Raw genomic sequence first — 13,125 nt, forward strand, 5'->3', positions numbered from 1 at the left:
CATGACAGACCAGCAGCTCAACCCGACGGTCGCCGCTCTGATCGAGCGCTCCAACCGTCTGGGCGCGGACCCGAAGAACACCAACTACGCCGGGGGCAACACCTCCGCCAAGGGCACCGAGACCGACCCCGTCACCGGCGAGCCCGTCGAGCTCGTCTGGGTCAAGGGCTCCGGCGGCGACCTCGGCACCCTCAAGGCCTCCGGCCTCGCCGCGCTCCGCCTGGACCGGATGCGCGCCCTCGTCGACGTCTACCCGGGCATCGAGCGCGAGGACGAGATGGTCGCGGCCTTCGACTACTGCCTGCACGGCAAGGGCGGCGCCGCCCCGTCGATCGACACCGCGATGCACGGCCTCGTCGACGCCGCGCACGTGGACCACCTGCACCCCGACTCCGGCATCGCGATCGCCACCGCAGCCGACGGCGAGGCGCTGACCAAGGAGATCTACGGCGACAAGGTGGTCTGGGTCCCGTGGCGCCGACCGGGCTTCCAGCTCGGCCTCGACATCGCCGCCATCAAGGAGAAGAACCCGCAGGCGGTCGGCTGCATCCTCGGCGGCCACGGCATCACCGCGTGGGGCGCCACCAGCGAGGAGGCCGAGGCCCGGTCGCTGTGGATCATCGACACCGCCGCCGACTACATCGCGGAGAACAGCAAGGCCGAGCCGTTCGGCCCGGCCCTCGACGGGTACGCCGCGCTGCCGGACGCGGAGCGCCGCGCCAAGGCCGCCGCGCTCGCGCCGACCATCCGGGGCATCGCCTCGGCCGACCGGCCGATGGTCGGGCACTTCACCGACTCCGACGTGGTGCTGGACTTCCTGGCGTCCGCCGAGCACCCCCGCCTGGCTGCGCTGGGCACCTCCTGCCCCGACCACTTCCTGCGGACCAAGGTCAAGCCGCTCGTGCTCGACCTGCCCGCGGACGCCTCGGTCGAGGACAGCATCGCCCGGCTCACGGAGCTCGCGGTCTCCTACCGCGAGGACTACCAGGGCTACTACGACCGGCACGCCACCCCGGACAGCCCGGCGATCCGCGGCAAGGACCCGCTCATCGTGCTGGTGCCCGGCGTCGGCATGTTCTCCTTCGGCAAGGACAAGCAGACCGCCCGCGTGGCCGGCGAGTTCTACGTCAACGCCATCAACGTGATGCGCGGCGCGGAGGGCCTCTCCACCTACGCCCCGATCGACGAGGCGGAGAAGTTCCGCATCGAGTACTGGGCGCTGGAGGAGGCCAAGCTCCAGCGGATGCCGAAGCCGAAGCCGCTCGCCACCCGGATCGCGCTGGTCACCGGTGCCGCCGGCGGCATCGGCAAGGCGACCGCCAAGCGGCTCGCGGCCGAGGGCGCCTGCGTCGTCGTCGCCGACCTGTCGCTGGAGAAGGCCGAGGCGGCCGCGGCCGAGATCGGCGGGCCCGACGTGGCCGTCGGCGTGGCCGCGGACGTCAGCAAGGCCGACGCCGTCCAGGCGATGGTCGACGCGGCGGTGCTGGCCTTCGGCGGCCTCGACCTGGTCGTCAACAACGCCGGGCTCTCGCTGTCCAAGGCGCTGCTCGACACGACCGAGGCCGACTGGGACCTCCAGCACGACGTGATGGCCAAGGGCTCGTTCCTGGTCTCCAAGGCGACCGCGAAGGTGATGGTCGAGCAGGAGATGGGCGGCGACATCGTCTACATCTCCAGCAAGAACTCGATCTTTGCCGGTCCCAACAACATCGCCTACTCCGCCGCGAAGGCCGACCAGGCCCACCAGGTCCGGCTGCTCGCCGCCGAGCTGGGCGCGCACGGGATCAAGGTCAACGGCGTCAACCCCGACGGCGTGGTCCAGGGCTCCGGCATCTTCGCCAGCGGCTGGGGCGCCAACCGCGCCGCGGTCTACGGCGTCGAGGAGAAGGACCTCGGCAAGTTCTACGCGCAGCGCACGATCCTCAAGCGCGAGGTGCTGCCGGAGAACATCGCCAACGCGGTCTTCGTCCTGTGCAGCCCCGACCTGTCGCACACCACCGGCCTCCACGTCCCCGTGGACGCCGGCGTCGCGGCGGCCTTCCTCCGGTGACCGGAGCGGTGCGCGTCGCGGCCGTCGACCTCGGTGCGACGAGCGGTCGCATCATGGCCGCGACGGTCGAGTCCGGCTCCGGCGGGGGCCGGGACCGGCTGGAGCTCCGCGAGGCGCACCGCTTCCCCAACGGCGGCGTGCGCGCCGGCGGGTCGCTCTTCTGGGACGTGCTCGGCATCCACCGCGAGGTGGTCGAGGGCATCCGCAAGGTCGCGCGCTCCGGGGCGCTGGACGGCATCGGCATCGACTCGTGGGCCGTCGACTACGGCCTGCTCGACCGCGACGGCCACCTGCTCGGCAACCCGTTCTCCCACCGGGACTCCCGGACCGACGGGATCGCCGAGCAGGTGGTGGCGCGGGTCGGCGCCGAGCGCATGTACGCCGTCACCGGCCTCCAGCAGCTGCCGTTCAACACGATCTACCAGCTCGTCGCCGCCCACGGCACCGCCGCGCTCGAGTCGGCCCAGACGCTGCTGCTCCTGCCCGACCTGCTCGGCTACTGGCTCACCGGCGAGATCGGCGCGGAGCGGACGAATGCCTCCACGACCGGCCTCTACGACGTGCGTGCCCGCGAGTGGGCCCGCGAGCTGGCGAACGAGGTCGCCATCCCGTGGTCGGTGCTGCCGCCGCTGCGCGACGCCGGGGACGTCGTCGGGAAGGTCTCGGCCGACCTGGCCGCCCAGCTCGAGCTCGCCACCGACGTGCCGGTGGTGGCGGTGGGCTCCCACGACACCGCCTCGGCGGTCGTCGCGGTGCCCGCGGAGGGGGAGCGGTTCGCCTACATCTCCTCCGGCACCTGGTCGCTGGTCGGCCTGGAGCTGGACCAGCCGGTGCTCTCGGAGGAGGCTCGGCTCGCCGACTTCACCAACGAGGGCGGCATCGACGGGACGGTCCGGTTCCTCAAGAACGTCATGGGCCTGTGGGTGCTCTCCGAGTGCCTGCGCCACTGGGCCGACCGCCAGGTCCCCGGCACCGACCTGTTCAACCTGCTCGACGCGGCCTCGCAGGCCCAGCCGCTGCGGACCGTCGTCGACATCAACGACCCTCGCCTGCTGCCGCCCGGCGGCGCCAGCGAGGAGGACAGCATGCCGGGGCGGATCGCCCGCATCGCCGCCGAGGCCGGCGAGCCGGTGCCCTCCAGCCCCAGCGAGACCGCCCGGTGCATCCTGGAGTCGCTCGCCCTGGCCTACCGCCGGCACGTCCGGACCGCCGCCGAGCTCGCCGACCACCCGGTCGACGTGGTGCACGTCGTCGGCGGCGGCTCGAAGAACGCGCTGCTGTGCCAGCTGACCGCCGACGCCTGCGGCGTGCCGGTGCTCGCCGGCCCGGCGGAGGCGGCCGCCCTGGGCAACGCGCTGGTGCAGGCGCGCACCCTCGGGGTGGCGCTGCCGGACCTGCCTGCCATGCGCGCGCTGGTCCGGCGCACCCACCAGCTGCACCGATACGAGCCCCGCGGCACCACCGACTGGGCCGCCGCCGAGACCCGCCTGCCCGCCCGCTGACCCCATACCGACGACGACCGAACGTCCCTCCCCTCCCCACGAGCCCTCCCACGACCAACCGGAGCCTTCATGAGCCAGACGCGCACGAGCAAGCCCTCCCTCTCGGTCCACCGCCGCACGCTCTTCGGTGCGGCCGCCGTGGCCGCCGGTGCCACCGCCGTCGCCCAGCCCGCGGGTGCCGCGCCGGCCAAGCCGCACCCCCACTCCCTGCCGCGCGACCTGGCCCGGGCCTTCCAGGCGCCGGGCACCGACACCGCGGCCGGCTTCCGCTGGTGGTGGCCGCACGGCATGGTCGACCCGGTCGAGATCGCCCGCGAGGTCGACCAGGTCGCCGACGCCGGGTTCGGCATCCTCGAGGTCGCCGACGTGACGCACTCCCTGCGGGCCCGCGACATCGAGATCGACCTGGACCGCTACGGCTGGGGCTCCGCTGCCTGGGTCGCCGGCGTCAAGGCGGCGCTGCGGCAGGGCGCCAAGCGGGACGTGCGCATCGACATCACGGTGGGCCCCTCGTGGCCGGCCGCCGTCCCGACGATTACCCCCGACGACGAGGCGGCGTGCACCGAGCTCGCGCACGGCCGCGCCGACGTGGCCGGCGGTGCGACGTACGACGGCCCGGTGCCCGCGCCGCTGGAGGAGCCGCACGCCGGGGTCACCCGCCAGGAGCTGCTGGCCGTCCAGGCCTTCCGGGCCGGGGCCACCGACCGCAACGGCACGCTGCTGCACCGCGACTCCCTGGTCGACCTGACCGGCGAGGTCGCCGACGGCCGGCTCAGCTGGACCGCGCCGGCCGAGGGTGACTGGGTCGTCCTGTCCTACTGGGTGCGCGGCTCGGCGCAGGAGCCGGAGGCCGGCCCGCACACCAACCCCAAGTCCTACGTCGTCGACCACTTCTCCGCCGCCGGGTCCCAGGCCGTCATCTCGCTGTGGCAGGACCGGGTCCTCGACCGGGAGATGCGCCGCCTGCTCGGCGCAGCCGGCGGTCACCTCTTCGAGGACTCCCTCGAGATCGAGACCGAGACCACCATCTGGACCCCGCGGATGCTCGAGGAGTTCCGCGAGCGGGCCGGCTACGACCTGCTCCCGTTCCTCCCGGTCGTCGTCGAGCTGAAGGAGAAGTACCAGTTCACCTTCGGCGGCCCCGAGACCACCCAGCTGCGCGACGACTTCAACCAGGTCCTCTCCGACCTCTACCGCGACCACCACCTCCTGCCGCTGCAGGACTTCGCCCGCAGCCTCGGCATGGGCCTGCGCGTCCAGCCCTACGGGCTCGAGACCGACACCGTCGAGCACGCGGCACTCCTGGACGAGCCGGAGACCGAGTCGCTCGGGTTCAAGAACCTCGACGACTACCGGGTGATGGCAGGCGGCCGCGACCTCGGCGGCCGCACCATCCTCTCCTCCGAGGCGGCGTGCTACTTCGGCGCGGCCTACCAGACCACGTGGGACCGGGCGCTGCAGACGCTCAACAGCATCTTCGCCGCCGGCGTCAACCAGGCGGTCCTGCACGGGTTCGCGTACGCCGACGCCCCCGACGTCACCTGGCCCGGCTTCGCCGCGTTCTCGCCGTACTACGACGGCGCGATCGGGTACGGCGAGGCCTGGGGTCCCCGCACGCCGCAGTGGCGGCACATGCCCGACGTCGCGGCGTACCTGGCCCGCACCCAGCTGGTCCTGCAGACCGGGCGCCCCACCTACGACATCGTCTTCCTGCGGCAGAAGGGCTGGGCGTCCACCGGCGTCGGCCCGCACTGGGTCACCCGCGAGGGCACGCACGTCGGCTGGTCGCACTCGTTCGTGACCACGCCGCTGCTCGACCTCCCGATCGTCGAGGTCTGCGACGGCGTCCTCGCGCCCGACGGCCCGGCGTACAAGGCACTGGTCCTCGGGCCCGACAAGCTGGGCGGGCGGGTGCTGACCCTGCAGGTCGAGGCGGCCCGCCGGCTGCGCGACTTCGCCCGCGCCGGCCTGCCGATCGTCCTGCTGGGCGACTGGGCCGCGGGTGCGCTGCCGGAAGGCATGCCCGACCCGGGAGAGGTCGAGGAGCTGCGCGCGCTGTTCCGCGAGGTCGCCGCAGCGCCGCGCACGCGCGTGGTGATGCAGGAGAACGAGATCGGCGCCGCCCTCGACCAGCTCGGCGTGGAGCGCGACGTCGTCCACGAGTCCTCGACGGTGATGCACGTCCGACGCGTCGTCGACGACGTTGACCTCTACTACCTGGCCAACGCCAAGCACGCGGAGAACCGCCGGCTCAACCGGGTCACCCAGGACGTGTGGCTGACCGCCACCCGTGACGACGCGGTGCCGTTCCTCCTCGACGCGTGGACCGGCACGATCACCCCCGTCGCGACGTACGAGCGCCAGGGCAACCGGGTCCGGGTCGGCATCGACCTGCTCCCCGGCCAGTCGACCGTCGTCGCGCTGGGACCGGCTCACCCGGGCGACCGTCGGGTCCCCGTCGTGGTCTCGTCCTCGGGGGAGGTGCGCCGCGAGGGCCGCGACCTGGTCCTGCGCGCCGCGACCGCCGGCACGCACACCGCCACCCTGGCCAGCGGGCGCACGGTCCGCACCGAGGTCGAGCGCGTGGTCGAGCCGGTCACCCCGGCGTCGTGGGAGCTCGTCGTGGAGGACTGGCAGCCCGGTGGCTCCGCCACCGAGACCGTCCGTCCGCTGCGTCGGGCCAGCCTGACCAGCCCGGTGCCGTGGACCCAGGTCCCGGGGTTCGAGGACGTCTCGGGCGTCGGGCGCTACCGCACCGTGGTGGAGCTGCCCCGGGACTGGAGCCGCACCGACGGTGCGCTCCTCGAGCTCGGCGAGGTCAACGACACCTTCCGGGTGAGCGTGAACGGCGAGGCGCTCCCGGCCTGCGACGTGCTCGACACGACCGTCGACCTCGGCGGCCGGCTGCGGGCCGGGCGCAACGTGATCGAGGTCGAGGTGGCGAGCACGCTCATCAACCGCCTGCGCACCGTGACCCCGGAGGTCTACGGCGTCGCGACCAGGCAGCAGTACGGCCTCGCAGGCCCGGTGCGCCTGGTTCCCTACGTGGAGAGGACCCTGACCACCTGATGGTTCGTCGGCTGAGTGCGAGAGTGGAGACATGCGCGTCGCGTTGATGGTGACCTGCGTCAACGACGCGATGTTCCCCGAGACCGGCAAGGCGGTCGTGCGGCTGCTGCGCCGGCTCGGGGTCGACGTGGAGTTCCCTGCCACGCAGACCTGCTGCGCCCAGCCGATGGTCAACACCGGCTACCTCGACGAGGCGGTGCCGGTGGTGCGGACCTTCGTCGACGCCTTCGAGGGGTACGACGCGGTGGTCACGCCCAGCGGCTCGTGCGCCGGGTCGGCGCGCCACCAGCACGGCATCGTCGCCCGCCGGTCCGGCGATGCCGGGCTGGAGGCCGCCGTCGCCGCGACGTCGCCGAAGGTCTTCGAGCTCAGCGAGTTCCTCGTCGACGTGCTCGGCGTGACCGACGTCGGGGCCTACTTCCCGCACCGGGTGACCTACCACCCGACCTGCCACTCGCTGCGGATGCTGGGCGTGGGCGACCGGCCCGGCCGGCTGCTCGAGGCGGTGCGCGGCATCCGCCTGGTCGACCTGCCGGGAGCGGACCAGTGCTGCGGGTTCGGCGGCACGTTCGCGGTCAAGAACGCCGACACGTCGGTCGCCATGGGCGGCGACAAGGCGCGCCACGTCCGCGAGACCGGCGCCGAGGTCCTCGTGGCCGGGGACAACTCCTGCCTCATGCACGTCGGGGGCATGCTCTCGCGCCAGCAGGCCGGCGTCCGGGTCATGCACCTGGCCGAGGTGCTCGCCTCCACCGAGGACGAGCCCGTCCTCGCGGCGCCCGCGGACCCGACCCCGGCCGAGAAGGGGGACCTGCGATGAGCGGCACCTTCGTCGGCATGCCGGCGTTCCCGACCGCGGCCCGGGCCGCGCTCGCCGACACCCAGCTGCGGCACAACCTCGCCCACGCCACGGGGACCATCCGCGCCAAGCGCGCGGCCGTGGTGGGCGAGGTGGACGAGTGGGAGCAGCTCCGCCTCGCCGGCGCCGCGGCCAAGGAGGCCGCCCTGCGCGACCTCGACACCCATCTGGTGCGGCTCGAGGAGGAGCTCACCGCCCGGGGCGCCACGGTCCACTGGGCGCGCGACGCGGCGGAGGCGAACGCCATCGTGGCAGAGGTGGCGCGGGGCCACGGCGTCGACGAGGTCGTCAAGGTCAAGTCGATGGCCACCGGCGAGATCGGCCTCAACGAGGCGCTGGCCGAGCACGGCATCGCCGCGTGGGAGACCGACCTCGCCGAGCTCATCGTGCAGCTCGGCGACGACCTGCCCAGCCACATCTTGGTCCCGGCGATCCACCGCAACCGCGCGGAGGTCCGCGAGATCTTCCTCCGGGCGATGGGCGACGTCGGCCGGCCCGCGCCGGAGGACCTCACTGACGAGCCCGCGGTGCTCGCCGCCGCGGCGCGGGCGCACCTGCGCGAGAAGTTCCTGCGCGCGAAGGTCGCGGTCTCGGGCGCCAACTTCGCGGTTGCGGAGACCGGCACGCTGGTCGTCGTGGAGTCCGAGGGCAACGGGCGGATGTGCCTGACCCTGCCCGAGGTGCTCGTCAGCGTCGTCGGCATCGAGAAGGTCGTCCCGCGCTGGGAGGACCTCGACCCGCTGCTGCGCCTGCTGCCGCGCTCCTCGACCGGTGAGCGGATGAACCCCTACACCTCGACCTGGACCGGCGTGACCCCCGGCGACGGCCCGCAGGAGGTGCACGTGGTGCTGCTCGACAACGGGCGCACCCGCGCGCTGGCCGACGAGGTCGGCCGCCAGGCCCTGCGCTGCATCCGCTGCTCGGCGTGCCTCAACGTCTGCCCGGTCTACGAGCGGACCGGCGGCCACGCCTACGGCTCGGTCTACCCCGGGCCCATCGGGGCGATCCTCAACCCGCTGATGCGGGGCACGGGGCGCCCCGGGACCGAGGGCGAGCAGATCGACTCGCTGCCGTACGCCTCGTCGCTGTGCGGGGCCTGCTTCGAGGTCTGCCCCGTGCGCATCGACATCCCGGAGGTCCTGGTGCACCTGCGCTCGCAGGTCGTCGACGGCCACCGCGGCGACCGGGTCCCCAAGGCGGAGGCGGTCGCCATGAAGGGCGCGGCCTACGCGTTCTCCGACGCCCGCCGCCTGTCCTGGGTCGAGAAGGCCTCGGGCCTGGCCGGGCGGGTGCTCACCCGCCTGGGACGTACGACGCTGCCCGGCGGTCGCGCCGCCGCCGGCCGGCTGCCGGGCCCCGGCGCCTCGGCCTGGACCGGCGCCCGCGACCTGCCCGCACCGCCGCGGGAGTCCTTCCGCGCCTGGTGGAGGCGGACCGACGGCGGGCGCGACGAGGAGGGCCAGGCATGAGTGCGCGCGAGGAGATCCTCGGCCTGGTCCGTGCGGCCCTCGAGGGCGTCGACCGCACCGCGCCCCGGGCGGAGGCACCGCGGATCGCCGAGGTCAGCGACCTGGTCGGCCACTTCGCCGAGCGGGTCGAGGACTACCGGGCGGTCGTGGAGCGCTGCGCGCCCGAGGACCTGGCGGCCACCGTCGCCGCGGCGCTCGCCCGCCACCTGCCCGCGGGCGGCCGCGTCGTCGTACCGCCCGGCCTCTCCTTCGAGGTGTCCGGTGCGGTCGAGGACTCCGGCCTGACGGCGCTGGAGCTCGACGAGGTCGACGCCGTCGTCACCGAGGCGGCCGTCGGGATCGCCGAGACCGGCACGATCGTCCTCGACCACGGCCCCGGTCAGGGGCGCCGCGCGCTCACGCTGGTCCCGGACCGGCACGTCTGCGTGGTCCGCGCCGACCAGGTGGTCACCGACGTGCCCGACGCGCTCGCGCGGCTGGACCCGGCCCGCCCGCTGACCTGGATCAGCGGGCCGTCGGCGACCAGCGACATCGAGCTCGACCGGGTCGAGGGCGTCCACGGGCCCCGCACCCTCCACGTCGTGGTGGTCGCCGCCGGCTGACCGGTCGGCGTGCCGATCCGCGGCGGCGAGGGTTTGCCCCGCATCGTCGCTACGGTGGCCCCTGCCCCTCGACCGGGGCAGGAACGCGAGGAGGTGCCGTGGGGGACAGTCCCGCCCCGTTCGGTGCCCGCGTGCTCGGCCCGTCGCACCAGTCGCCGCGCCAGCTCCGGCTGCGGGTGCAGGTGCTGCTCACCGTCATGCTGGTCTCCACGAACGTCGTGGCCGCCGGCATCGTCTTCGTCATCAGCTTCTTCGTCATCCCGAGCCCGACGCCGACGACGGCGACGCTGGTGTCGCTGGCGATCGCCGTCCCGACGTACGTCGCCGTGGCGGTGGTCATCGGCGTCGTCGTCGGCACCCGGCTCAGCCTCCGCGCGCTGCGCTGGGCGATGGAGGACCGTGACCCCGAGCGCGAGCAACGGCTGACCGCCCTGCGGGTGCCCGTGCGGCTGACCGTGCTGCAGGGCTTGCTGTGGCTCGCCGCGGTGCTGCTCTTCGGGACGCTGGCCGTGGTCCTCCAGCCGGAGCGGACGCTGGGGACGGTGGTGACCGTCGCGATCGCCGGCCTCGTCGCGTGCGGGATCGCCTTCCTCTTCGCCGAGTTCACGCTCCGGCCGGTGGCCGCCCGCGCGCTCGCCGACCTCCCGGTGCGGGAGCGGCCCCGCGGCGCCGGCGTCGGCGGCCGGATGGTGATCTTCTGGTGCCTCGGCACGGGTGCGCCCGTCATCGGGCTGGGTGTGGCGGCCGTGCTGGCACTGGTCGGCGACGACATGACCCTCACCCGGCTGGCGGTGACCACGCTGGTCATCTGCGGCGTGGTCCTGGTCTTCGGGCTGCTCACCACCGTCCTCAACGCACGGTCGGTCGTGGCGCCGGTCGTCTCCGTGCGCGACGCGCTGCTCGACGTCGAGCGGGGCGACCTGGACCGGACCCTGGCCGTGTACGACGGCACGGAGCTGGGGTCGCTGCAGTCGGGGTTCAACTCGATGGCCCGCGGGTTGCGCGAGCGCGAGCACCTGCGCGACCTCTTCGGCCGGCACGTGGGCCACGAGGTGGCCGCGGCGGCGGCCGCCGGGCAGGCCGAGCTCGGCGGGGAGGTCCGGGTCGTCTCGGTGCTCTTCGTCGACCTGGTCGGCTCCACGACGTACGCCACCGAGCACGACCCGGCGCAGGTCGTCGGCGTCCTCAACCGGTTCTTCGGCGTCGTGGTCGACGAGGTGGACCGGCACGGCGGGCTGGTCAACAAGTTCATCGGCGACGCGGTGCTGGCCATCTTCGGTGCTCCGGTGGACCACCCGGACCACGCGACCGCGGCGCTCCGGGCGGCGCGGACGATGGCTGCGCGGCTGGCCGAGGAGGTCCCGGAGATCGGCGCCGGCATCGGCGTCGCGACGGGCGAGGCCGTCGCCGGGAACGTCGGCAGCCGGAGCCGCTTCGAGTACACGGTGATCGGCGACGCGGTGAACACCGCAGCGCGGCTCACCGACCTGGCGAAGCGGGAGCCCGGCTGCGTGTTGGCCACGCTGGCCAGCGTCGAGGCCGCCGACGTGGACGAGGCGGCCCGGTGGCGTCGGCACGGCTCCTCGGTGCTGCGGGGCCGCACCTCCGCCACGGAGACCGCGGTTCCCTCCGACGGCTGAGGCGCCGGTCGACAGGCTCGGGGGCGGCGCTCAGCGCGCCAGCGGCACGGCGACGGCCGGTCCCGGGCCGAGCAGTCCTTCCTTGCGGGCGACCACCACCGCGGCGGCGATGGTCGCCGCCACGGCCAGCGCGTTCACCGAGGGCGCCGAGACGCTCTTGACCAGCACGAACGTCTCCAGGGTCTGCGAGCGCAGCAGCCACAGGGTGACGAGCGCCTTGCCCAGGCCGACGGTGCCCCACAGGAGCGTGAGCCGCCAGAAGAGGCGCCGCATCCGCGGGCGGAGCGAGAGCTCCTCGTCGAGCGGGTAGAAGTCGCCGGCGAGCCGGGCGACGATCGGGCGGGTCGTGGCGAGCGACACCAGGAACACGGCCGCGATCAACCCGTCGCTGATGATCGGCTGCAGGAAGTACAGGTACGTGCTGTCCGTGGCCAGCGCGATGGCGGTGCGCCCGGTCATCACGACCGCCGTCAGGATCAGCAGCCCGGACGTCCGGTGGCCGCGGAGGGCGCGCCACAGCAGGGCGCCGTAGGACCAGCCGAGCGCCACGAACATGGCGGTCCAGATGTCGGCCAGCCGGAAGCAGGCGTAGAAGAGGCACGCCGGTGCCACGCAGGCGACCAGCAGGCTGCTCGACACCCGCCGGAGGACCGTCGACAGCCGCGGACGCTCAGCCGGTGCAGGCGCCCGGTCCGTCGCGGTGGCGGCGGGAGGGGAGAGGTGCGGCATGAGGGCCCGTCTGAGGGGCAGCGCCACCTCGGGTCGGTCGGCGCGGGCGGATGGCGCCCGTGCGCCGTCGCGGGTCCCGCGCCACCACCAGTCTAGACCGGGGCTGGGCGCGCCGCCGGTCGTTCGCCGGAACAGAAGCCGTGCCACGCCGGTTGGAGCGGGCATGAAGAACATCGGGTTCCTCTCCTTCGGCCACTGGACGCCCTCGCCGCAGTCGCAGACCCGCTCGGCGTCCGACGCGCTGCTGCAGTCGGTGGAGCTGGCCGTCGCCGCCGAGGAGCTCGGCGTCGACGGGGCGTACTTCCGGGTGCACCACTTCGCCCGCCAGCTGGCCTCGCCATTTCCCCTGCTCGCGGCGATCGGCGCGAGGACCAGCCGGATCGAGATCGGCACCGGCGTCATCGACATGCGGTACGAGAACCCGCTCTACATGGCCGAGGACGCCGGCTCCGCCGACCTGATCTCGGGTGGACGCCTCCAGCTGGGGATCAGCCGAGGCTCACCGGAGCAGGTCGTGGACGGCTTCCGCTACTTCGGCTACGAGCCTCCGGAGGGCATGGACCACGCGGACATGGCTCGCCGGCACACCGAGGTCTTCCTCCAGGTCATCGAGGGGGAGGGGTTCGCGGAGCCGAACCCGCGCCCGATGTTCCCCAACCCGCCGGGCCTGCTCCGGGTCGAGCCGTACTCACCGGGCCTGCGCGACCGGATCTGGTGGGGCGCCGGCTCCCGGGCCACCGCCGAGTGGACCGCGCGGCAGGGCATGAACCTGATGAGCTCGACGCTGCTCACCGAGGACACCGGCGTGCCCTTCCACAGGCTCCAGGCCGAGCAGGTGCAGCGGTTCCGGGACGCCTGGACCGAGGCAGGCCACGAGCGCGAGCCCCGGGTCTCGGTCAGCCGCAGCATCTTCCCGATCGTGAACGACCAGGACCGGGCCTACTTCGGCCACGAGGGCCGCAGCCAGGACCAGGTCGGGATGCTGGACGGCGGCCCCGCCCGGTTCGGCAAGACCTATGCCGGCGAGCCGGACCAGCTGGTCCGGGAGCTCGCCGAGGACGAGGCGGTCGCCGCGGCGGACACCGTGCTGCTCACGGTCCCGAACCAGCTGGGCGTCGAGTACAACGCCCACGTGCTGCAGGCGGTCGTCGAGCACGTCGCGCCGGCGCTGGGCTGGCGCTGAGCTGCTCCCGGCGAGGTAGGAG

Annotated in this window: 9 protein-coding genes; 8 read left to right on the forward strand and 1 reads right to left on the reverse strand. The window is 73.8% G+C overall.

The window, feature by feature from the left end:
• The first annotated feature begins 1 nt into the window (after position 1).
• The 7 genes from ACSMHG_RS05205 (at position 2) to ACSMHG_RS05235 (ending at position 11,191) form a co-directional block, all read left to right on the forward strand.
• A complete protein-coding gene (locus ACSMHG_RS05205) occupies positions 2 to 2,050 on the forward strand; it encodes a bifunctional aldolase/short-chain dehydrogenase (protein ID WP_435742370.1) in 2,049 nt (682 codons plus the stop codon).
• The gene (locus tag ACSMHG_RS05210; protein WP_435742371.1) at positions 2,047 to 3,552 is read left to right on the forward strand and encodes a rhamnulokinase; all 1,506 of its coding nucleotides are present in this window, start codon (positions 2,047 to 2,049) and stop codon (positions 3,550 to 3,552) included. The genes ACSMHG_RS05205 and ACSMHG_RS05210 overlap by 4 nt, the downstream gene beginning before the upstream one ends.
• A gap of 69 nt (positions 3,553 to 3,621) precedes the next feature.
• A complete protein-coding gene (locus ACSMHG_RS05215; RefSeq protein ID WP_435742372.1) occupies positions 3,622 to 6,621 on the forward strand; it encodes a glycosyl hydrolase in 3,000 nt (999 codons plus the stop codon).
• 31 nt (positions 6,622 to 6,652) lie between these two features.
• Positions 6,653 to 7,441: a (Fe-S)-binding protein gene (locus ACSMHG_RS05220; protein WP_435742373.1), complete on the forward strand. Its 789-nt coding sequence runs from the start codon at positions 6,653 to 6,655 to the stop codon at positions 7,439 to 7,441.
• Entirely contained in the window at positions 7,438 to 8,949 is a 1,512-nt protein-coding gene (locus ACSMHG_RS05225; protein WP_435742374.1) for a lactate utilization protein B, read from the forward strand. Before ACSMHG_RS05220 ends, ACSMHG_RS05225 begins: the two co-directional genes overlap by 4 nt.
• Complete coding sequence (locus ACSMHG_RS05230) at positions 8,946 to 9,551, forward strand: LutC/YkgG family protein (protein WP_435742375.1); 606 nt, start codon at positions 8,946 to 8,948, stop codon at positions 9,549 to 9,551. The genes ACSMHG_RS05225 and ACSMHG_RS05230 overlap by 4 nt, the downstream gene beginning before the upstream one ends.
• A 98-nt stretch (positions 9,552 to 9,649) precedes the next feature.
• On the forward strand, positions 9,650 to 11,191 hold the full coding sequence (locus tag ACSMHG_RS05235) for an adenylate/guanylate cyclase domain-containing protein (RefSeq protein WP_435742376.1): 1,542 nt from the start codon (positions 9,650 to 9,652) through the stop codon (positions 11,189 to 11,191).
• A gap of 30 nt (positions 11,192 to 11,221) precedes the next feature.
• Here ACSMHG_RS05235 and ACSMHG_RS05240 read toward each other — a convergent pair whose 3' ends face one another.
• Positions 11,222 to 11,830 (reverse strand): VC0807 family protein, encoded by a 609-nt coding sequence (locus tag ACSMHG_RS05240; protein WP_435742377.1) that lies wholly within the window; start codon positions 11,828 to 11,830, stop codon positions 11,222 to 11,224.
• Positions 11,831 to 12,083: 253 nt separating this feature from the next.
• Between ACSMHG_RS05240 and ACSMHG_RS05245 the strand changes: the two genes are divergently transcribed.
• Positions 12,084 to 13,103 carry an LLM class flavin-dependent oxidoreductase gene (locus ACSMHG_RS05245; protein ID WP_435742378.1) on the forward strand — a complete coding sequence of 340 codons (1,020 nt, stop codon included), beginning with the start codon at positions 12,084 to 12,086 and terminating at the stop codon, positions 13,101 to 13,103.
• The last annotated feature ends 22 nt before the right edge of the window (positions 13,104 to 13,125 follow it).

Origin of the sequence: Nocardioides ureilyticus, from assembly GCF_051280745.1 — a bacterium.
Taxonomy (GTDB): Bacteria; Actinomycetota; Actinomycetes; order Propionibacteriales; family Nocardioidaceae; genus Nocardioides.